Source organism: uncultured Roseibium sp. (assembly GCF_963675095.2).
Lineage (GTDB): Bacteria > Pseudomonadota > Alphaproteobacteria > Rhizobiales > Stappiaceae > Roseibium.
The window spans coordinates 167,730-188,304 of the sequence record NZ_CAXXSJ010000049.1; the positions used below are offsets into that span (position 1 = coordinate 167,730).

A 20,575-nucleotide genomic window follows, 5' to 3' on the forward strand; every position below is an offset into this window, starting at 1 on the left:
GAAAAAGCCCCGGTCATCGCTGATCGGGGCTTTTTGTTTTTCTGGATACCGCGCGTTCTAATACCGCTTCAGAAGCCGCTCCAGATAATCAAGTTCGAGCTTCGGCCGTGACGGATCGGAAAAGCGGCGGCGCAGCTCTTCCAGGATGCGGCGGGCGCGCTGGACATCGATCTCGTCGGGAACCTTCACGCGATTGCCGAAATCGGCGCCATCGGTCCGTCGTGGACGGCCGAGGGGATCCTCATCGCTCGGCCCGCGACCTTCCGCCATTCCGGGGCCCTGGCCCTGGTTCATCATCTGCTCGGTAAGACCCTGAGCTCCGCGGCGCAGGGCGTCGAGCGCATTGCCCTGCTCGCCCACCGCCTGCTCGCCCTGACCCTGGCCGAGCGACTGTTCCGCCTCGCCCATGGCTTCCCCGGCTTCGCCGAGTTCCTTGTTTTCGCCCATGCCGTTCTGGGCGAGCTGGTCCATGAGTTCCTGCAATTGCTCGGCGAGATCGCCCTGACCCTGCTGCAATTGCTCCAGGAGTTTGCTCAGCTGTTCTTGCGTCATCCGCTGGCCCGGGCCGTCCTGCTGGCCCTGTTGACCCTGTTGGCCTTGCTTGCCCCGTTGCTGGTCGCGGTTGAATTCGTTGGTCTGGTCCATAAGCTGCTGCTGGCGCTGGATCATCTTGCCGAGCTCATTCAGCATCTGCATCATTTCGCTGGTCATCTGGTCCTGCATCATCTGCGGCCGGCCGGCCTGCAGGTTCTCCAGCATCTGCTGCATCTGGGCGAGCAATTCGCGGGCGGCGTCGCGCGATCCGGTGCGGGCCAGTTCCTCGATCCGGTTCAGCATTTCGTTCAGGTCCTGCTGGCTGAGCGTCTGCTGATTGGAATTGAACGGCTGCATGACCTGCGGGTTGCGGCGCATCTGCTCCGCCAGTGCCTGCATGTATTCGTTGAGGGCCTCGCGCAGCTGCTGGGTAAGCTTGGCGATCTCCTCCTCGCTGGCACCTTCTTCCAAAGCCTTGCGCAGCGCTTCTTGGGCGTTGCGGAGATTGCGTTCGGCGACGGACAGATCACCGTCCTCGATGGTCAGCGCCAGATCCCAAAGAAGCGGCAGGAGTTCCTTTAATTCCGCGTCGGACCTGGCCTTGACCAGTTGCCGGTAGGCGAAGTCCATCCCCAGATAGGTGCGCGTTTCCATGTTGAACACGTCCGGCGCAAGCATCAGGGCATCGAAGGCGATCAGCACCCGTTCGATGTTGTTGGCGTCGAGAGCCAGATCGCGGCGCTGTTCGACCACCGCGCGCGCCAGAGGCTTGCGGAAGAGCCGCTGCGGCAGCTTGAAGCGGTGCGGCGCGGAGGTTCCGACCTGTCCGGCTTCGTCGCGTGCGGTCAGTACCAGATCGACTTCTGAGCCCGCCCAGGGATGAGAGGTCAGGTCCCGGATCGTTTCCCCGGTCTTTGCCGTCCCGGTCCAGGCCGGAAGGGACAGGGGGAACTGGGGTGCTTCGACCAGCGGACGCGGTGTCTTCGTGGCGGCGGATTTGCCCGGAACCGGGCTGATGGCGGCTTCGGCGGCCACCACGCCGTAATCGTCCTTGACCAGGTAGGAAAACTTCAGCGCGCCGCTCAATTGTTCTTCCGGATCGTTGTCCAGGCGAATCATCGGCGGTTCGTCGGGCTTGACCTGGAAGGTCCAGCTTTGCACGAGGGTGTCGTCCTTCAGCATGTCGACGCGGCCGGAGTCCGCCAGTGTCAGCCGCCGCTCGACCGGCAGACCGGATTCCGGGTCGCCGTTTTCCGCCTCCGGCTTCACCGAAATGGGCGCCTCGCCGCTAGCATCGCTGACAAAACGCATGGATAGCCCGGTTTCGCCTTGGGAACGGACCACAAGGATGGAGCCCTCCGGAATGCCGATGGCAGAACCGGGATCCCTGAGCGCGGCGCTGTCTCCTGTCAGGTAGACCGGAGGTTCACTGGTGTAGAGCGGCGGGGTGACCCATGCATCGAGCCGGCTTGCGATTTCCTCTGCGTCGATCGGACTGCGGAAGGCGGAACCGAGCCGGTCCCAGCGATGACCGCTGGTCGCGGCAAAGCCGATGACTACCAGGATCAGGGCCATGACGCGCAGGGCATAGGGGTCGCGCCGATAGGCCCGCGGATCGGGCATACGGGTCCGCATGGCGGCGAGCGCGCGCATCATGCGTTTCTTGTGCAGAGCCCAGAGCGCTGCGGTTTCCGGATTGTTTTCGCCGGAGGACAGGTCGTCTTCGATTGCCGTCAGCGGCCGATGCGACTGGCCGCTGTCGCGCTCAATGCGATGCAGCGCGGCCTCGCGGGTGGGCCAATTCACGGCGAGAAGATCGCGGCAGGACCAGATGAACAGGGCGGCAAAGCCGACGAGGCCGATCAGTCGTGCCCAGAACGGCAGATAGAGCCACAGACCGAGCCAGGACAGGCCGATGAAAAAGCCAAGAACCACGAGCGGAGGCAGGGAGGCGCGCCAGACGGTTTCGACGAGCAGCGCCAGCCGGCTGCGGAAAACGAGCCTGTTCAGCTTCGCATCCACCTCAGCCCTCGTCAGGCCTTGATCCGCCGGACGGGTTTCAGATTCCGGTTTGCCGCTATGCTCCAACAGGGTGCCTCCGGTTTGTCCCCCCATCGAACCCCGACCATACGCTCTTTCCGCGCAGGGACATGTTAAAGTCTAGACTGAGGCAAATGAGGGGCTCCGGCAAGTTGTCGAAACAACTAAGTGGAAAACCCGGGGATCACGAATTCTTGAGCCAGTCGGGAAGGTGGTCCAGACCGATCAGCTCGTCGTAGCTCGGCCGTGGCCGGATCACAGCGAATTGGTCTTCATTTACCATCACTTCGGGAATGAGTAGACGCGAATTGTAGGTGCCCGCCTGAACCGCGCCATAGGCGCCGGCGGAATAGACCGCCAGCATTTCCCCTGCCCGAATTTCCGGCATGTCCCGGTCATGGGCGAGATAGTCCCCGGTTTCGCACACCGGTCCGACGATATCCGCCTTGATTCGACGGGTCCGGGCGGTCAGGTCCTGAACCGGGCGGACTTCATGATAGGCGTCGTATAGGGTCGGGCGGATCAGATCGTTCATCGCTGCGTCGACGATGACGAAAGTCTTGTCCGCGCCTTCCTTCACATAGATGACGCTGGTGACGAGAATGCCCGCATTGCCGGCAATCAGCCGGCCCGGCTCGAAGATAACCCGGCAATCGAGGCGCTTGACGTGTTTCTTGACCACCTCGGCATAGGCGTCCGGATGGGGTGGCGGCTCGTTGTCGGTCATGTAGGGAATGCCGAGACCGCCGCCGAGGTCGACGTGATCGATGGCATGACCTTCCGCGCGCAGATCGGTAATCAGCTCGCCAAGAAGGGCAAAGGCATTGTCGAACGGCTGCAGTTTCGTGATCTGCGAGCCGATATGCATGTCGATGCCGGACACCTGGATGCCCGGCAATTCAGCGGCTTCGTGGTAGACTTCACGGGCGCGCTGCCAGGGTATGCCGAATTTGTTTTCCGCCTTGCCGGTAGCGATTTTCGCATGGGTCATGGCATCAACGTCGGGATTGATGCGCAGCGATACGCGGGCGGTCTTGCCTTTTTCGCTTGCCACCCGCGACAGCTGGACCAGTTCCGGCTCGGATTCCACGTTGAAGCACAGGATGTCTTGGTCGAGCGCATAGGCCTGCTCGGCTTCGGTCTTGCCGACACCGGAAAACAGGATCCTGTCACCGGGAACCCCGGCGGCGCGCGCCCGGCGCAGCTCGCCTTCGGAGACGACATCCATACCTGCGCCAAGTCGCGCCAGGGTCGCCAGTACGGCCTGGTTCGAATTCGCCTTCATGGCATAACAGACAAGCGAGGGAATATCGCCAAAGGCAGAGGCAAAGACGTTGTAGTGACGGGTCAGCGTTGCCGCCGAGTAGCAGTAAAACGGCGTGCCGACTTCGGCCGCGATCTTTTCGACCGGCACGTCCTCGGCGTGGAGAGCGCCGTTTTTATAATCGAAATGGTGCAAGGGATGTCCTCGAGTAAATCAGGGGCACTAGGGTCCTTAACCTAAGGCGCAGGGGCAGTGCGTGATTGCCGCGGCTACCTGATCAGGAAGTCCAGCGGAAAGCTGTCTCTTGCCGGTTTGACGTCCTGCTGTTCCGGTGCCGGACCGGCCGGGTCGATCTGTCCGGCTTCATCGGACGTACCCGTCGCCGCGGGTGCTCCCGGGACATCCAGGGCGCCACGCCGTCCGCAGCCGCCCAGTGCCAGCGTGAGCGCAAGCGCACACAACAACAGCGCCTTGGATCCGCGATGCATGGTTATGGTCGCCCCTTTGCTCAAATCGTGCATTCCATCTGTTTCCTCGCACGAGCGCTGTCGCTCGGCAAGGCCGATTTCACCCATCAGTGCGTTATTTGCCGCGGGCAAGGTCCTTCAGCCAGCGGCGCGCCTGCTTGCGGACGTTGACGGGAGAAGTTCCGCCGTAGCTGGTCCGGCTCCTGACCGACTTGTCGACAGACAGAACCGAATAGATTTCGTCCGTGATTTTCGGTTCCACCGCCTGCATCTCTTCGAGCGAGACCTTGTGCAGTTCGATGTTCTTGTCGACCGCGATGGCGACAATCCGGCCGGTCACATGGTGGGCGTCGCGGAACGGCAGGCCGAGAACCCGGACCAGCCAATCCGCCAGGTCGGTCGCGGTCGAATAGCCGGAACCGGCGGCCTTTTTCATTACCTTGGTGACGGGCTCCAGGTCTTTCACCATCCCGGTCATGGCGGCCAGGGCCAGGGAGATGCTGGCCAGACCGTCGAAGGCCTGTTCCTTGTCTTCCTGCATGTCCTTGGAATAGGCGAGCGGCAGGCCCTTCATCATGGTCAACAGCGCTTGCAGCGCGCCGTAGATGCGCCCGGTCTTTGCGCGCACCAGCTCGGCGGCATCCGGGTTCTTCTTCTGCGGCATGATCGAGGAGCCGGTGGAGAACTTGTCGGACAGCTTGATGAAACCGAACTGGGCGGAACACCAGATGACGATTTCTTCCGCCAGGCGCGACAGGTGCATGGCGCAGAGCGAGGCCGCGGCAAGCGCTTCGATCACGAAATCCCGGTCGGAAACCGCGTCCAGCGAATTGGCCGTCGGCCGGTCGAAGCCGAGGGCTTCAGCGGTCGCATGACGATCGATCGGGAAAGACGTGCCGGCCAGCGCGGCCGCACCGAGCGGACTTTCGTTCATGCGCTTGCGGGCATCGCGGACCCGGCCGCGGTCGCGGGAAAACATTTCCACGTAAGCCAGCAGATGATGGCCGAAGGTGACCGGCTGAGCGGACTGGAGATGGGTAAAGCCGGGCATGACGTCGCCGGCATGGGTCTCCGCCTTTTCGGCGAGCGCCTGCATCAGGTCGGTCAGCTGTTCGTCGAGCGTGTCGAGCGTGTCGCGCACCCAGAGCCGGAAATCGGTCGCCACCTGGTCGTTGCGGGAGCGGGCGGTGTGCAGCCGGCCGGCCGCCGGGCCGATCAGTTCGGCCAGACGCGCCTCGATGTTCATATGGATATCTTCGAGCGCGCGGGAGAACTTGAACTCGCCGCGTTCGATTTCTGACAGGATCGTGTCTAGACCTTGAACGATCTTGTCCGCATCGTCCTGCGTGACGATTTCACAAGCCGCCAGCATGAGCACGTGGGCTTTAGATCCGGCAATGTCTTGCCTATATAGCTTGCGGTCGTAATCGATGGAGGCGTTGATTTCCTCCATGATGGCATCCGGTCCTTCGGCAAACCGGCCGCCCCACATGCGATTGCTCATGCCCTGTCCCTTTAATCACGCCCCTTGCGAGGTTTTGTAGAATGACCAAGCCGACCGAACCCGGACAACGCCCCAATCGGCGTCTGATCGCCGCAGGCATTGCCGGCACAGCCGCCGTACTTGCGGCGGTATACGTGATCGTCGGGCCGCATGGCAACACGGACGATACGCAAAGCTGCGCGCTGGAAATGGAGCTGGCGGAAAAGGCCGGGCCGTTCGCGACCGGCGAGGTCGCCGCCTTTCGTCCCGCGGAGCGTCCCCTCGGGCTTTCTGAGCTGACTTTCAACGACCCGGACGGAAATCCGGTCAGCATCGGCGATTTCCAGGGCCGCACAATTCTGCTGAACCTGTGGGCGACATGGTGCGCGCCCTGCCGGAAGGAAATGCCGGCGCTCGACGAGCTTCAGGCGGACATGGGGGGCGAGGATTTCCAGGTGGTCGCGGTAAACGTCGATCGGGGCGGACCGGAGAAGCCAAAGGCCTTCTGGAAGGAAATCGGCGTGAGCCGCCTCGATTACTACAGCGACGCCAGCAATGGCATCCTCAAGGATCTCAAGGCAAAGGCCAGGGCGACGGGCCTGCCGACAACGATTCTCGTCGGTCCCTCGGGATGCGAGATCGGAACAATGTATGGCCCCGCCGAATGGGCATCCGGCGAAGCCAAATCTCTCATATCGGCCGCGATGAAGACGAAGGCCGAGTAGCCACGGTCACGTCAGGCGGTGATATCGACTGCCTGGCCGAGCCCGGGAATCTGCCGCTGTTCGCGGCGGGCTTGCTGTTCGGTCGACTGTGCGTCTTCGACCCGGTCCGCGACCGCCCGTTCCTGTTCATTCGCATCGCGAATGGCGTTCGTTGCCAATTCACTGCGGATATTGGCAGCCTGAGCGGCGGACGAGCCTGCGCTGGAAACGCTATCCATGTTTCTTCTCCTGTTCGGCGCGCAGGGAGTGCGCGCTCTCATTCAGACGCTGACGTCCAGCCTGAGACCCAGGCCTTGTTGAGCCTCGCGGGACTCGACGCGGTTTTGGGCCTGCTCGGCCTGCCGCGTCAGGTTTTCAGCCCTGTTGGCGCTGAAATCCGCCTGTCTCCGGACGACTTCCGCAACAGTTCTTTCCTTGCGGGCACTGATGCGTTCAATTTGTTCCGCCACCTTCTGGCGTTGCGACGTCGCCGCAGAAGAGGCGGAAGCGGCCTGCTGGCCGTATCCAATTCCTTCCGGCATCGTTCTTTCCACTTCTTGGAACCGACTTGCCGGATATTTAAAGCGAGCAACAGTAAATAAAAGTAAATCTTCTCTTTAATTGGATTTCAGGCTTTAAATGATGTTTTTTACATAAAATGTATTTAAATAAAAATTTATCGAACTTTGGGTAAGCTTCTGATGTTGAAGGACAATAACTTCAATCATAAGCAAATAAAAAAAGCCGCTCATTTGAACGGCTTTGATGTTTTTTCAGCTCGATTGGTATCAGGCGGTGACGTCGACCGTATTGCCCATGCCGGGTGGTGGAGCACTGGTCGTCTGCGCCAGGCTTTCGGCTCCGGACTGAAGCAACGCGACGACACTGGCATCCTGGGCCACGGCCATCTTCATCATTTGCGTCTGAAGGGCCTGCTGTGTTTGCGCCTGCGATGTGACCGCGTAGGTCGCGGCGATGCCAGTACTGTCCATTCCGGTCTCCAACGGGTTGTCCCGTTTTTAGGTTAAGAGCCGTTAAGACAGGGTAAACAAAAGCTTAGCGGAAACGTTAAATAAGCGCCTTTCGGCGGATCTTGCCCGAGGGCGTGCGCGGCAGGGATGCGACGAAGCGGTAGGCTTTCGGGCGTTTGTACTCCGCGAGCCGGTCGTGCGCCCAATCGGCCAGGGCCGTTTCGTCATGCCAGCCCGGCGTCCTGGGGACGACGAAGGCGGTGATCAGGCTGACGCCTTCGCGCACCAGCACGGCCGTGACCGCGACTTCAAGGACGTCCGGATGCGCGCTGAGTGTCCGTTCGACTTCTTCCGGGGCAACGCGATAGCCGAAGGCGTTCATGAGATCGTCGGCGCGGCCTTCGTACCAATAATAGCCGTCCTGATCTTTTCTTGCCCGGTCGCCGGTCAGGAACCAACCGGCCCGGAAGGCGGCCGCCGTTTCCTCCGGGCGGTTCCAGTAGCCGAGCATCAGGCCGGTTTCACTTTCGTGTATCGCCAGAAGGCCCGGCTCGTCGATGGCGGCGAATTCCTCGCCTTCGCCGTCTTCGGTCAGGATGGCGACCTTCCGGCCGGTCTGGGGTTTTCCGGGCGATCCGGGCCGTGTCGGGACCGCGGGGCCGCTGGAAATGTAGGTGGAGATTTCACTCATGCCGAGCGCTTCATAGAGTGGGCGTCCGGTGCGCTCGACCCATTCGTCATGAAGACCCGCCGGCAGGGCTTCACCCGCGGTCAGCCCGTGGCGCAGGAAGGGAAACGATCCCGTGTCGACATCGCCGTATTTCAGAAGGCGCCGGTACAGGCTGGGAACGGCGGCAAACAGGGTCGCTTTGCAGCTTTCGATGAGGTCCGGCCAGATTTCCGGGTCACGGGGGCCGTCATAGACCAGGCTCGTGGCGCCGTTGGCCCAAGGGTCCATCAGGCCGACACCGAGCGTATAGGTCCAGTTGAATGCGCCGGCATGCAGCAGCCGGTCGGCGGAGAAGATGCCGTACCAGCCCTTGTACATCGGCGTGCGCCCAATGGCGGCGCGTTGCGCATGGAGGACGCCCTTGGGCGTGCCGCTGGTGCCGGAGGTGTAGATCAGGAAGGCCGGATCGTCGGCTTGCGTATCCGCGTATTCCCCACCCTCGAATACCTTGAGTGCCGCCAGATCCTCCGGGCCCAGAACCAGGGCAGCGCCTTGAGGAAGGGCCGTGCGTCCGTCATGGATCACGGCGGCCGCGCCGCTGTCTTCAAGGATAGCGGTCGTCTCTGCCGAGGTCAGCATTTCGGATGTGGGGATCGGAACGAAACCGCCGGCAATCGCGCCGAAGAAGACCAGCGGGAAGTCGCTGGAATGGCCGAGCCGCACCAGGATACGGTCGCCGCGCTTCAGGCCTTTTTCGGTCAGTCCGCCGGCGACGGAAAGGATGACCCTCTCGATCTCGCCGTAAGTCCAGCGTTCTTTCTGGACGCCGTTCGGGCCGACCACCTCCAACGCGACCGCCTCGGGGGCGGGTGACGCGTTGGTCAGGCAATAGCGGGCAAGATTCATTTATGATTTAGCGGGTCGGAACCGGCGTTTCACCGCGATAGTCGTAGAACCCGCGCTGGGTCTTGCGGCCCAGCCAGCCGGCTTCGACGTATTTCACCAGCAGCGGGCACGGCCGGTACTTGGTGTCGGCGAGGCCTTCGTAAAGGACCTGCATGATCGACAGACAGGTGTCGAGACCGATGAAGTCGGCCAGCTGCAGCGGACCCATCGGGTGATTGGCGCCGAGTTTCATGGCCTTGTCGATCGATTCCACCGATCCGACCCCTTCGTAAAGGGTGTAGATGGCTTCGTTGATCATCGGCAGCAGGATGCGGTTGACCATGAAGGCCGGGAAATCTTCCGCGACCGCGATCTGCTTGCCGAGACGGTCGACGAAGGTCTTCGACGCTTCGAAGGTTTCATCCTCAGTCGCGATGCCGCGCACCAGTTCGACCAGTTCCATCAGCGGCACCGGATTCATGAAGTGAATTCCGATGAACCGTTCCGGGCGATCCGTGGAGGCCGCCAGGCGTGTGATGGAGATGGAGGAGGTGTTGGTTGCCAGCAGGGCTTCCGGCTTCAGGATCGGGCAGAGCTGGGAGAAGATCTTGCGCTTGACCTGTTCGTTTTCGACGGCCGATTCGATAACGAGATCGACTTCGCTCAACAGGTCGAGGTCAACCGCGGGCGTGATCCGGTCGAGGGCGGCGGTCCGCGCCTCTTCGGTAATCTGTTCCTTCTGGACCTGCTTGGCCATGTTGCCGTTGATCGAGGCGAGACCCGATTCGATCTTTTCCATGGAGAGATCGCTCAAGGCCACGTCGAAACCGGCCAGTGCGCAGACATGAGCGATGCCGCTGCCCATCTGGCCAGATCCAATCACACCGACTTTCTTGATTTCGACCACCATCGTCCATTCCGATCCTTAAGTGACAATCCGTCCGGAAGCCCAGCCGGGCTATTCTTGGCAAGTATAATGCCGAACGGCAAGAACCCTTGGGCGGAATTCGTCATTTCCGTCCAAGGGAGGGTATGTAAGTACGATCCGCCGATTACTCGACGGCTGCCTTCAGTTCCGGCAGAACGTCGAAGAGGTCCGCGACCAGGCCGTAGTCCGCGACCTGGAAGATCGGGGCTTCTTCGTCCTTGTTGATGGCCACGATCACCTTCGAATCCTTCATGCCGGCCAGATGCTGGATGGCACCGGAAATGCCGCAGGCGATGTAGAGTTCCGGGGCGACCACCTTGCCGGTCTGACCGACCTGCCAGTCGTTCGGGGCATAGCCCGCGTCGACGGCGGCACGGGATGCGCCGACGGCGGCACCCAGCGCATCGGCCACCGGCATGATGACTTCCTGGAACTTTTCTTCCGAGCCGAGCGCGCGGCCGCCGGAGATGATGATCTTTGCAGACGTCAGTTCCGGACGATCGGACTTGGACAGTTCCTCGCCGACGAAGTCGGACAGGCCCGCCGCCGCAGGAGCGGACGCAGCCTCGATCGGAGCCGATCCGCCTTCTTCGGCGGCGGCGAAGGTCGAGGTCCGGACCGTGATCACCTTCTTCGGATCACCGGATTTCACTGTCTGGATCGCGTTGCCGGCATAGATCGGGCGTTCGAACGTGTCCGCATCGACCACCTTGATGACGTCGGAAATCTGCATCACGTCGAGCAGGGCCGCGACGCGGGGCAGGACATTCTTGCCGTTGGCGGTGGCCGGCGCGACGATGGCGTCATAGGAGCCTGCGAGGTCGACGATCAGGGCTGCCATCGGCTCGGCGAGCTGGTGGGCGAGATCGTCGCTGTCCGCGGTCAGGACCTTGGCGACGCCGGTCAGTTTGGCAGCCGCATCGGCAACCGGGCCGACATCCTTGCCGGCAACCAGCACATGAACGTCGCCACCCAGGGCTACCGCTGCGGTCAGGGCCTTGGCGGTGGCATCGTTGAGCGCGCCGCCGGCATGTTCGGCCACAAGAAGTGTTGTCATTGGTTATCCTCCTGGGCGCGTCTTAAAGGACGCCGGCTTCGTTCTTGAGCTTGTCGACGAGTTCGGCCACGGAGCCGACCTTCACACCGGCCTGGCGGGATGCCGGCTCGGCGGTGGAGACGACGGTCAGGCGCGGAGCGATATCGACGCCGAAGTCGTCCGGGGTCTTTTCGTCGATCGGCTTTTTCTTCGCCTTCATGATGTTCGGCAGGGACGCATAACGCGGCTCGTTGAGGCGCAGGTCCGTGGTCACGATGGCCGGCATTTTCAGCTTGATCGTCTGCAGGCCGCCGTCGACTTCGCGGGTGACATCGACAGTCCCGTCGCCGAGATCGACCTTGGACGCGAACGTGCCCTGGGCCCAGCCGAGCAGGGCGGCGAGCATCTGGCCGGTCTGGTTGCAGTCGTCGTCGATGGCCTGCTTGCCGAGGATGACAAGACCGGGCTCTTCGGCTTCGACGATGCCCTTCAGGATCTTGGCGACAGCCAGCGGTTCGGTGGTTTCATCGGTCTTGACCAGAATGCCGCGATCGGCGCCCATGGCCAGACCCGTGCGAAGGGTCTCGGTCGCCTGCTGCGGGCCAACGGAAACGACGATGACTTCTTCCGCCTTGCCGGCCTCTTTCAGGCGCAGGGCTTCTTCAACGGCGATCTCGTCGAAGGGGTTCATCGACATCTTGACGTTGGCAAGATCGACACCGGAACCATCCGCTTTCACACGGACTTTAACATTGTAGTCAATTACCCGCTTAACGGGCACAAGGATTTTCATAAGGTTTCAACCTCCGCTGGGTGGGCAGGGATGCCGCACCGCATCATTCGGCTTCGCCATCGCAGGGACAAAGGGTCATAAACTGCAGTTTTCGGCCAATCCTGGCGCATGACGCGGGACGGTAATCACCTGTAGTTCATGTGTCAACGATGGCTTTGCGGAAGTTTGCGAAATCGGGTTTCATTCTGACTTCCTGTGGCTGTCAATTGTACCCATGCAAACATCCGTTCCAGTCCATTCGATCCTGCGGCCGCGACCATAAACGGGACGGACCGGCATGCCAATTCCTCATTATGGGGAGGTAAACACGGTATCCGGTTCGAAAACCGGCGTGAAGCGCAGCATAAGCGACCCGGTGCCTTCATAGGTATTGGAGATGACCGGTCATAGGCCCCAGCTACAAGTCCGGGTTACCGGCCCCCGTTACGAAGCCCGGTCACAGGTTCTTGTCGAACAACGGCACGCCTCTCCTGCGCAGAAACAGGACCAGGATCGCTCCGGTGATCAATCCGCCGATATGAGCGGACCAGGCCACATTGCTGTCCTGGTTGAGCACCACGTTATAGACCTGCAGAACGATCCAGGCGCCCAGAACCCAGCGGGCGGACAGGCGCAAGGGAATCCGGCCAAGGGCGAGAACCCAGACCTTCACATGCGGGTGAAGCATCAGATATGCCGCGATGATGCCGGCCGTCGCGCCCGAGGCGCCAATCAACGGCGCGTCCGAGCCGAAGGACGTGATTGCATAGGCAAGGCCGGCACCTGCGGCACAAGCGAGGTAAAACACCAGATAGCGGACATGACCCATGGCGTCTTCCACATTGTCACCGAAGACCCACAGGAACAGCATGTTGCCGATCAGGTGCATCCAGTCGCCATGGAGAAAGGCGTAGGTGACCAAGGTCGCGGCATCGGGAACCGCCTGCAGGTCCGGCGTCAGATCCTTCATGTCGAACAGGACGCTGGAGATCAGGCCATAGCTGTAATCGGTAATGGTGGCCGCATCACCAATGCCGGCGTGCTGGATGACGACAAAGACAAAGACATTCGCCGCGAGCAACGTCCAGTTCACGAAGGGTTTGTAAACGTGCTTGATCGTGTTGTGGTCGTGCAGCGGTATGAACATCGGCGGTCCTCTTAGAACCGCCAGGAATACATGTTCAGACGTTCAGCGGTTTTGACCGGGAACCCATAGCACGTCGCCGTCGTCTTTCGAATTCAGGAATCGCGAGGCGACGAAAAAGAAATCCGACAGACGGTTCATGTAGCGGATGGCGCAGGGGTTGATCTTTTCGCGGGCCTGCAGTTCCACCATCAGGCGTTCGGCGCGCCGCGAAACGGTGCGTGCCAGGTGAAGATGGGCCGCGGCCGGGCTTCCTCCGGGCAGGACGAAAGAGCGCAGTGGCTGCAAATCGGCGTTGAGCCGGTCGATCGCCTCTTCCAGGGCGCCCACCTGGCCGTCCGTCAGGCGCAGCGGCTCGTAGCCCAGGTCCTCGTCCGTTTCCGGCGTGGCAAGGTCGGCGCCAAGATCGAACAGGTCGTTCTGGATCCGTCCGAGGATCGCATCCACATCGTCTGCGCTCGCGGCGGTGTGCAGGCGGACGATGCCGACGATGGCATTGGTTTCGTCAACCGTGCCGTAGGCCTCGATACGCAGATCGTTCTTCGGCCGGCGTTCGCCGGTGCCGAGCGCGGTCGTGCCGTCGTCGCCGGTCTTCGTGTAGATCTTGTTCAGAACGACCATGTGCCTCGATGCTCTTGGTTCGGGTCGGGACTTTAGTGTGCGGGACCGAAGAAATAGATCCCGGTCATGATGACGACGATGACGATGAACTGCAGGCCGACGCGCCAGCGCATCAGCATCTGCGAGCGGTTGCCCGGACCGCCTCGCAGCATGTTCCAGATCCCCAGAAGAAGCACGATGGTCACTGCCGCCATTCCGATCGGCACCAGTGCGTTATAGAGAGTTTCCATTTCCATTCCTGTATCTGGCCGCGCGCGGCCGAAAATGTGTCCGGTTCAGGGATATGGCCGGCGAGAGAGTGAGGTCATTCCTCCGATTTCGCTGCGGCCAGACAAGCCCGGTCCATGAGTCTCGTCGAAAGCAGCCGTTTTGCCACACCCATGACCGTCGTCGGTATCGTGACATAATAGCGCGGTTTCGGTCGTTTGGCTTCAAGCGCATGAATCAGACGCTTGACCACGGCCGAAGGCGGCAGCTTGAACGGCCCGGGTTCACCCTTTTTCATGCGCTTGCGCCGTTTCTCATAGGACTTGCGATGGGGCGAGGCCTTCATGGTCTCTTTCCCGATCCAGCGGTCGAAATTGGCGAGGGCATTCGGTGTGAAACGGGTGTCGATCGGTCCGGGTTCGATCAGGCTGACATGAATTCCCGTCCCCCAGAGTTCCTGGCGCAAGGTGTCGGAATAGGCCTCAAGGGCGAATTTCGAGGCAGTATAGGCGCCACGATATTTCAGCGCGACCAGCCCCAGAACCGAGGAGCACTGGACGATGCGGCCGCTCCTGTTGAGGCGCATGGAGGGAATGATGCGTTGGGTCAGATCGTGCCAGCCGATGAAATTGGCCTCAAACAGGCTGCGCAGGGCGGCGACCGGCATGTCTTCCAGGGCGCCCGGAACCGCATAGGCGCCGTTGTTGAACAGGGCGTCGAGCTTTCCGTCGCAGGCTTCCAGGACCGAATCGGCCGCATTCATGATGCTGTCGGGGTCCTCATAATCCAGGCGAAAAGCTTCAAAGCCCTGCTGCCGCAGCCGTTCGACATCCTCGGTCTTGCGCGCAGTGGCAAAAACCCGCCAATCCCGCCCCCGCATCAAATGCGCCGCAGCTTCGCCGATACCGGACGAGCAACCCGTGATCAGGAGCGTCCGCGGCTTCGTGAACATCAAGACATCGTCAGACATGCGGTGGCGTCGATCGCTTCAAAGGAGGTGGCAATTAAAAAAGCGCAACGGGAGCTAAAGCGGTTCACCTGATAGCAGCTTCGGGGAAGGACCGGCAAATCCGGCGGCCTCCTTGATGAAATGGGTCTTCAGGCCGGGCATCCGGTCGACGAGGCCCAGTCCGAAATCCCGTATGCCGCGGAGGATGTCGTTGTCGTTGGAAAACAGCCGGTTGAGCACATCGGTGACCACGCCCATCTGGAACGTGTCGAACCGGCGCCAACGCTGATAGCGTTCCAGAACGTCGAGCGCACCGATATCCTGACCCAGGCGGCGCGCCTCGATCAGGACTTCCGACAGGGCGGCCACGTCGCGGAAGCCCATGTTCAGGCCCTGGCCGGCAATCGGGTGAATGCCGTGGGCCGCATCGCCGGCGAGGGCAAAACGCGGTTTGACGAAGTCACGGGCAAGGCGCAGGCCCAGCGGATAGGCGTGGCGCGGACCGTCGAGCTCGATTTTCCCCAGATGATGACCGAAGCGGCGCTCCAGCTCGATCTCGAAGGTGAAGTCGTCGCTGGCGACGAGCCGTTTGGCGTCGGCGGTGCGTTCGGTCCAGACAAGGGACGACCGGTTGCCGGGCAGGGGCAGGATCGCGAAGGGGCCCGCGGGCAGGAAATGTTCTTCGGCGCGGCCGTTATGCGGCCGCTCATGCCTGACGGTGGTCACGATGCCGGACTGGCCGTAGTCCCAGTAAACGGTGCGGATTCCGGCAAGGTCGCGCAGCTTGGAACGGACGCCGTCGGCGGCAATCAGAAGGCGGGTCGACAGGGTCTGGCCGCTCGCCAGGGTCAGGGAGACATGATCGTTGGTGTTGCTGAAGGTTTCGGCACTGTCGGGCGCATGAAAGGCGACGCCGGCGCCGGCGGCGGCCTCGTAAAGCGCCGGCAGCATGGCGCCGTTCGGCACCATGTGGGCAAAAGGCTCGCCTTCGGCCGTCTCCCCGTCGAAGGTCAGGAACACCGGCCGGACCACATCGCGCAGCTTGCTGTCGGTCACGATCATCTCGTTGATCGGCTGCGCGGAGGGGAGGATTTTCTGCCAGACACCGAGTTGGTCGAGCATGCGGCAGGCCGCGGCCGCGATGGCCGATGCTCTTGGGTCCTTCGCCAGGGTTTCGGTCGGTTTGGGATCGATAACGGCGACTTTCAGCGTGGGGTCGGCCTGTTTGAGTGCAAGTGCAAGCGACAGACCCACATATCCGCCGCCAGCAATGACGACGTCCTGCATTTCGGTGTTCTTGCCGGTTTTTACCATCATCCGTCTCCGGGACCGTTCCTTTAGGGCAACTTGACTTATGTGCCGTGGCTCGCCCATCTCAGTGGCACGCCATCCCCAAATGGCGATCAACATGTGCTTCGACTGTCTTATTTAGCAGGGATCGCGCCGATGAACACGGCCATTGACACACTTCTTGAAATTCTCGACCTGGAGCCGCTGGAACACAACCTGTTTCGTGGTCGCAGCCCCCAGGTGGGATGGCAGCGGGTGTTCGGCGGCCAGGTCATCGGGCAGGCGCTGGTCGCGGCCTCCAGAACGGTGGTCGAGGACCGGCATGTGCATTCCCTCCACGGCTATTTCATGCGCCCGGGCGATCCGTCGGTGCCGATTATCTACGAAGTCGACCGGATTCGCGACGGCGGCAGCTTTACCACCCGACGGGTGGTGGCGATCCAGCACGGCAAGGCGATCTTCTCCATGTCGGCCTCCTTCCAGGTGATCGAGGAAGGCATGGAGCACCAGATCAAGATGCCGGATGTGCCGAGACCGGAAGACCTGCCGAGCGAGCAGGAGCTGAAGGGGAAGTTCCTTGAAATGGCACCGGAAAACGTGCGCCATTACTGGGAGCGGGAACGCCCGATCGAAATGCGTCCCGTCGATCTGACCCACTATTTTTCCGAGGAACCGCTGCCGCCGGTGCAGCATGTCTGGGTCCGGGCGACCGATACGTTGCCGGACGTTCCGCGCATCCATCAATGGCGTGCTCGCCTATGCTTCCGACCTGACGCTTCTGGACACGGCCCTGCATCCGCACGGGCTGTCGGTCTTCAGCGACCGGGTTCAATGTGCGAGCCTGGATCATGCCATGTGGTTCCATCGGCCGTTCAAGGCCGATGAATGGCTGCTTTATTCCTGCGACAGTCCGTCGAGTTCCGGCGCGCGCGGGTTCAACCGCGGATCCCTGTTCGACCTGGGCGGCAGGCTGGTTGCCTCCACGGCGCAGGAAGGCCTGATGCGGCTCAGAACCGAAGTGTGAGCGCCAACGCCGATTAATTCCGGATCGGGCTGGTGAAGCCCGAGACGGCCAGCGGGTTGTTGGGTCATGGCCTCGGCGTCCGGCGTGTCGGGGCAGGAGCGCGCCTGAAAAGGCCTCGAACATCTTGCGCACGAAGCCTTCCGAAAGATCGTAGGTGATGAAGACCATGCGCGTGCGGTGGTCCTCATCCGGCCAGCCTTCCAGGGTCGCGGGCGGGTGGAAGACGTGCTGGACGCCATGGATCACGACCGGACGGTCCGGATCCTCGGCTATCTGAACGATGCCCTTGACCCTGAGCAGTTTCGGCCCGTGGGCGGAGCGCAGCAGGTCGAGAAACATTTCCAGCGCGGAGGCGGAGACCGGCCGATCGGTAGACAGGGTAAAGGCGCGGATCTTGTCATCATGGCGGTTCACGTCGTGCCCATGATGGTCGTGGTCATGTCCATGGTGATGGTGCCCGTGATGGTGGTGATGCCCATGATCATGGTCGTGCGCGGCCTCGTAGGCCTGGGCATTCAGCCATTTGGCGACATCGGGTATTTTCGTCTCCGGATTGTAGAGCCCGGCGTCGAACAGGCGGTCTGGCGTTGCCTCGCCTTCCTGAGTGTCGAGCAGCCGTGCTCCCGGATTGAGATGGGCGAGCCGTTCCTTGAGCGCGCCGAACTGTTCGCGGGCTTCCTGCGTCTCGATCAGATCGGTTTTGGTCAGGACCAGCCGGTCTGCGACGGCCACCTGGCGGCGGGCTTCCTCGTGGGTGTCGAGCGTTTCCAGGCCGTTGACCGCATCGACCAGGGTTACGACGCTTTCCAGCCGGTAGCGCATGACCAGATAGGGATGCAGCATGATCGTGTGCAGAATCGGCGCCGGATCGGCGAGCCCGGTGGTCTCGATGACCACCCGTGCCAGCCGGTCCATGCGGCCGTTGTCGAGGCGTCTCAGGAGATTTTCCAGCGTTGTGACCAGGTCGCCACGGATCGTACAGCACAGGCAGCCTGAAGACAGTTCCAGGATGCCGTCGCTTGCCTGATCGACCAGCAGGTGGTCGAGGCCGATCTCGCCGAATTCGTTGATGATGACCGCCGTATCGGCCATGGCCGGGTCCTTCAGGATCCGGTTCAGGAGGGTCGTCTTGCCGGATCCCAGAAATCCGGTGATGACGGACAGCGGAATCGGCGGCTTCGGCCCGCGTTGCGGTGCTTCCGATGCAGTCTCGGCGGGGGATTCGATCATCGGCAGCAGGCTCCAACCATCTGGTCCCGGCGTGATACCGGAACCTTCAGGCTGTCACCTAGGATGTACGGGAAGGAAAATCCAGCCCCAACCGGGCAGATGATCAGGCAGACAGGTCCTCGACCTTCTTCATTTCTTCTTTCAGATCGATCGGTATAAGGTCATCTTCCGTATCGTCTGTTTCCGCTGCATCAAATCTTGCGGCATCGGGATCCAGGGCCGAGCGAACGGACCTGGCCGCCTTGCGGAGGATTTCGATGATGTCGTCGACGGAGCGGCCTTCTTCCAGCTGGGTCGCGCTTAGCTCCGCAAGATCGGCCAGCGCCCGGATCGTGGCGGAGGAATTCGGTTCAGCCATGGAAATGCTCCATAAAATAAAGGGCTTGTGCCCAGCATGGACCACTGAGACTTTCCCGAAGCTGATCAGGAGGGCGCCGCAGCAGATGCTATTCTGAATATACTGTTAATTTTAACGGTTAACATCACGTTAACGTAGGGACATGCGGGGTTTTCGGATGTCGACCGGCCCGCGGGCACAGACCCTAAGGCTTCGGAGCCGGTACGGCGACACCAGCGCCCTTCTGGAACAGGGAACCCGGGGCCGCCATAGGAGCATCGGTTTCCGCCTTGACGAAATCCTTCTGGGCGACGGCACCGGGGGAGGCCGCCTTTGCCGCGGATTTCAGCTTGATTTCCAAAACCCGGATGGGATTCGGGGTCGGAAGCGGGACCGCGATCGACAGTCCGCCGTCCGGCTGATCGGAATCATCATCGGTGTCGGCCGAAACCGAGGCGGCAGGTGGTGCCGCGCCCTTCGGGATATTGAGACTTATCGGAATCGGCGCATAGGCGATCCGGCGCGGTCCGATCGTCCGGTCCATCACCTTGCCCCAGTCGATTTTTCCGTTCGCGAGTTTGACCGAGGCATCTACCTTTCCGCCTGTGTCGGCAGATTTGCTTCCCTTGCTGAGACGGAGGCCGGGTATCGCCGGTCCCCTGTCGTTGCTGCGGGCGGAGGAGGCGTAGGACAGGACCGGGCTGCCGCTTTTGCCGCTCTGCATGTCGAACTGCGCCATGATGCCTTCGGCGCCGGGTTTTGCGTTGCGTTTGCAATAATGGTCCGCCGGGGGATTGCCGCCCTGGCGGGGCAGTGTCTTGAGCGTTGTACCTACCGGACCGTTTCCTGAAGCCCTTGTCCATCAGGTCGCGGGTGAAGGCGATCCGTTCCAGACCGGAAGCCGCGCCGAGGACAACGGCAATCAGCGTGCGGCCGTTGCGGGTGACGGAGGCGGCGACATTGTAACCGGAGTTGCAGATGTAACCGGTCTTCATGCCGTTCGCGCCGCGGACCCGCATCAGAAATTCCCGATTGGCGGATCGCAGCGTCTTCTTGCCGAACTTTATGCCGGGATGATTGTAATAATCCTGAGCCTGCGGAAAGTCGTTCCTGAGGGCCTGGGCCAGGATCGCCATGTCGCGCGCAGTGGTGATCTGGCGATTGTCGGGCAGACCGTTCGGATTGACGAAAACCGTGTCGTTCATGCCCAAGCGCCGGGCTTCGGCATTCATCATGTCGATGAAGGCGGGTTCGGACCCGCCGATCGCCTCGCCAAGGGCAACCGCGATGTCATTCGCCGACTTGATCATGATGATCTTCAAGGCGGTCTCGACGGTAAATTGCGTACCGACCTTGAACCCCATCTTGCTGGGCGGTTCCTTGATCGAATTCGCCGACTGCACGACGATCGAATTCAGCGACGCCTTGCCTTCGCGGATCGCCTTGAAGGTGACATAGGCGGTCATCATCTTCGTCAGCGATGCGGGATACCATTTCCGGGTGGCGTCCTGTTCGTCCAGGACAGCCCCGGTCCTGGCATCGATCAGGATATAGGTGCCGATCTCCGCGCGAAGGGGGGTGGCAGAAAAAGCCATGAGGGCAAGCGCGAACGCCAAGCCGAGCAGATGGAACCGGGAGTGCAGCAGTCTTTCGAACACCATTTCCTCGCAGATCGATTCACGGTCTCAGGCTTCGGTCGCCTGCCGGTCGAATTTCAGGTATCGGGCGGAAGCAATTTTACGCCCCAGCTTTAAAGCTATGTTTAAGATCCTGATTGTCGGTCGGCACCCGGCCAAGCCCATTCATAAACGATCCGGCCGGCCGAATGCAAAAACTAACCTAAGGAAATTTGTAGAATTGGCGCGATTTTAGGCATTCGCCCAGAAATTCATCCTTTCTCGCGGATCGAAACCGATCGCTGCCGTCCTATTGTGCGCGGGGAATCGGACATGGCCTCCTGTTTGCATCAAACGCGTGAAAACGCGGATGCCGGCCGGACGGCTTGCATTCGCCGGTCAA

20 protein-coding genes and 2 pseudogenes are annotated in these 20,575 nt (G+C 61.5%); 2 read left to right on the plus strand and 20 right to left on the minus strand.

Translation table 11 applies throughout. From position 1 onward, the window contains the following. Window positions 1-57: 57 nt before the first annotated feature. From ABIN98_RS19000 to argH, 4 genes are all read right to left on the minus strand, one after another. On the minus strand, window positions 58-2,622 hold the full coding sequence (locus ABIN98_RS19000) for a TIGR02302 family protein (protein WP_346912128.1): 2,565 nt from the start codon (window positions 2,620-2,622) through the stop codon (window positions 58-60). A 136-nt stretch (window positions 2,623-2,758) separates the two neighbouring features. Next, window positions 2,759-4,033, minus strand: coding sequence for a diaminopimelate decarboxylase (gene lysA / locus ABIN98_RS19005; RefSeq protein ID WP_346912129.1), 1,275 nt, complete (start codon window positions 4,031-4,033; stop codon window positions 2,759-2,761). Between the two features lie 74 nt (window positions 4,034-4,107). Further along, window positions 4,108-4,359, minus strand: coding sequence for a lipoprotein (locus tag ABIN98_RS19010; protein ID WP_346912130.1), 252 nt, complete (start codon window positions 4,357-4,359; stop codon window positions 4,108-4,110). Between the two features lie 61 nt (window positions 4,360-4,420). Beyond that, window positions 4,421-5,809 carry an argininosuccinate lyase gene (gene argH, locus ABIN98_RS19015; RefSeq protein ID WP_346912131.1) on the minus strand — a complete coding sequence of 463 codons (1,389 nt, stop codon included), beginning with the start codon at window positions 5,807-5,809 and terminating at the stop codon, window positions 4,421-4,423. A 41-nt stretch (window positions 5,810-5,850) separates the two neighbouring features. On the opposite strand from argH, the gene ABIN98_RS19020 reads away from it, so the two are divergent. Next, entirely contained in the window at window positions 5,851-6,513 is a 663-nt protein-coding gene (locus ABIN98_RS19020; RefSeq protein ID WP_346912132.1) for a TlpA disulfide reductase family protein, read from the plus strand. 11 nt (window positions 6,514-6,524) lie between these two features. On the opposite strand, the gene ABIN98_RS19025 is transcribed toward ABIN98_RS19020, so the two are convergent. From ABIN98_RS19025 to ABIN98_RS19080, 12 genes are all read right to left on the minus strand, one after another. Continuing rightward, window positions 6,525-6,731, minus strand: a complete 207-nt coding sequence (locus tag ABIN98_RS19025; protein ID WP_346912133.1) for a hypothetical protein — start codon at window positions 6,729-6,731, stop codon at window positions 6,525-6,527. 42 nt (window positions 6,732-6,773) lie between these two features. Beyond that, the gene (locus ABIN98_RS19030) at window positions 6,774-7,034 is read right to left on the minus strand and encodes a hypothetical protein (RefSeq protein WP_346912134.1); all 261 of its coding nucleotides are present in this window, start codon (window positions 7,032-7,034) and stop codon (window positions 6,774-6,776) included. Window positions 7,035-7,280: 246 nt separating this feature from the next. Then, entirely contained in the window at window positions 7,281-7,484 is a 204-nt protein-coding gene (locus ABIN98_RS19035; protein WP_346912135.1) for a putative motility protein, read from the minus strand. Between the two features lie 76 nt (window positions 7,485-7,560). Continuing rightward, window positions 7,561-9,039 carry an acyl-CoA synthetase gene (locus ABIN98_RS19040; RefSeq protein WP_346912136.1) on the minus strand — a complete coding sequence of 493 codons (1,479 nt, stop codon included), beginning with the start codon at window positions 9,037-9,039 and terminating at the stop codon, window positions 7,561-7,563. Between the two features lie 7 nt (window positions 9,040-9,046). Further along, a complete protein-coding gene (locus tag ABIN98_RS19045) occupies window positions 9,047-9,928 on the minus strand; it encodes a 3-hydroxybutyryl-CoA dehydrogenase (RefSeq protein WP_346912137.1) in 882 nt (293 codons plus the stop codon). 142 nt (window positions 9,929-10,070) lie between these two features. Continuing rightward, entirely contained in the window at window positions 10,071-11,003 is a 933-nt protein-coding gene (locus ABIN98_RS19050) for an FAD-binding protein (protein ID WP_346912138.1), read from the minus strand. A 22-nt stretch (window positions 11,004-11,025) separates the two neighbouring features. After that, window positions 11,026-11,775 carry an electron transfer flavoprotein subunit beta/FixA family protein gene (locus tag ABIN98_RS19055; RefSeq protein ID WP_346892751.1) on the minus strand — a complete coding sequence of 250 codons (750 nt, stop codon included), beginning with the start codon at window positions 11,773-11,775 and terminating at the stop codon, window positions 11,026-11,028. Between the two features lie 436 nt (window positions 11,776-12,211). After that, complete coding sequence (locus ABIN98_RS19060) at window positions 12,212-12,901, minus strand: rhomboid family intramembrane serine protease (RefSeq protein ID WP_346912139.1); 690 nt, start codon at window positions 12,899-12,901, stop codon at window positions 12,212-12,214. 42 nt (window positions 12,902-12,943) lie between these two features. Then, window positions 12,944-13,519, minus strand: a complete 576-nt coding sequence (locus tag ABIN98_RS19065; RefSeq protein WP_346912140.1) for a cob(I)yrinic acid a,c-diamide adenosyltransferase — start codon at window positions 13,517-13,519, stop codon at window positions 12,944-12,946. Between the two features lie 32 nt (window positions 13,520-13,551). Then, window positions 13,552-13,749 (minus strand): twin transmembrane helix small protein, encoded by a 198-nt coding sequence (locus ABIN98_RS19070; RefSeq protein WP_346912141.1) that lies wholly within the window; start codon window positions 13,747-13,749, stop codon window positions 13,552-13,554. Between the two features lie 74 nt (window positions 13,750-13,823). Continuing rightward, window positions 13,824-14,678, minus strand: a complete 855-nt coding sequence (locus tag ABIN98_RS19075) for an SDR family oxidoreductase (protein WP_346912142.1) — start codon at window positions 14,676-14,678, stop codon at window positions 13,824-13,826. Window positions 14,679-14,750: 72 nt separating this feature from the next. Further along, window positions 14,751-15,992, minus strand: a complete 1,242-nt coding sequence (locus ABIN98_RS19080) for a ubiquinone biosynthesis hydroxylase (RefSeq protein WP_394701560.1) — start codon at window positions 15,990-15,992, stop codon at window positions 14,751-14,753. 129 nt (window positions 15,993-16,121) lie between these two features. On the opposite strand from ABIN98_RS19080, the pseudogene tesB reads away from it, so the two are divergent. Next, window positions 16,122-16,989, plus strand: a pseudogene (tesB, locus tag ABIN98_RS19085) (acyl-CoA thioesterase II). A 168-nt stretch (window positions 16,990-17,157) separates the two neighbouring features. Here the strand turns inward: tesB and ABIN98_RS19090 are convergent. The 4 genes and pseudogenes from ABIN98_RS19090 to ABIN98_RS19105 form a co-directional block, all read right to left on the minus strand. Continuing rightward, a pseudogene (locus tag ABIN98_RS19090) lies at window positions 17,158-18,219 on the minus strand (CobW family GTP-binding protein); the annotation flags it as partial. A 103-nt stretch (window positions 18,220-18,322) separates the two neighbouring features. Continuing rightward, on the minus strand, window positions 18,323-18,577 hold the full coding sequence (locus ABIN98_RS19095) for a hypothetical protein (RefSeq protein WP_346912143.1): 255 nt from the start codon (window positions 18,575-18,577) through the stop codon (window positions 18,323-18,325). A gap of 184 nt (window positions 18,578-18,761) precedes the next feature. Next, window positions 18,762-18,917 carry a hypothetical protein gene (locus ABIN98_RS19100; RefSeq protein WP_346912144.1) on the minus strand — a complete coding sequence of 52 codons (156 nt, stop codon included), beginning with the start codon at window positions 18,915-18,917 and terminating at the stop codon, window positions 18,762-18,764. Window positions 18,918-18,987: 70 nt separating this feature from the next. Continuing rightward, window positions 18,988-20,217 carry a D-alanyl-D-alanine carboxypeptidase family protein gene (locus ABIN98_RS19105; RefSeq protein ID WP_346912145.1) on the minus strand — a complete coding sequence of 410 codons (1,230 nt, stop codon included), beginning with the start codon at window positions 20,215-20,217 and terminating at the stop codon, window positions 18,988-18,990. Between the last annotated feature and the right edge of the window lie 358 nt (window positions 20,218-20,575).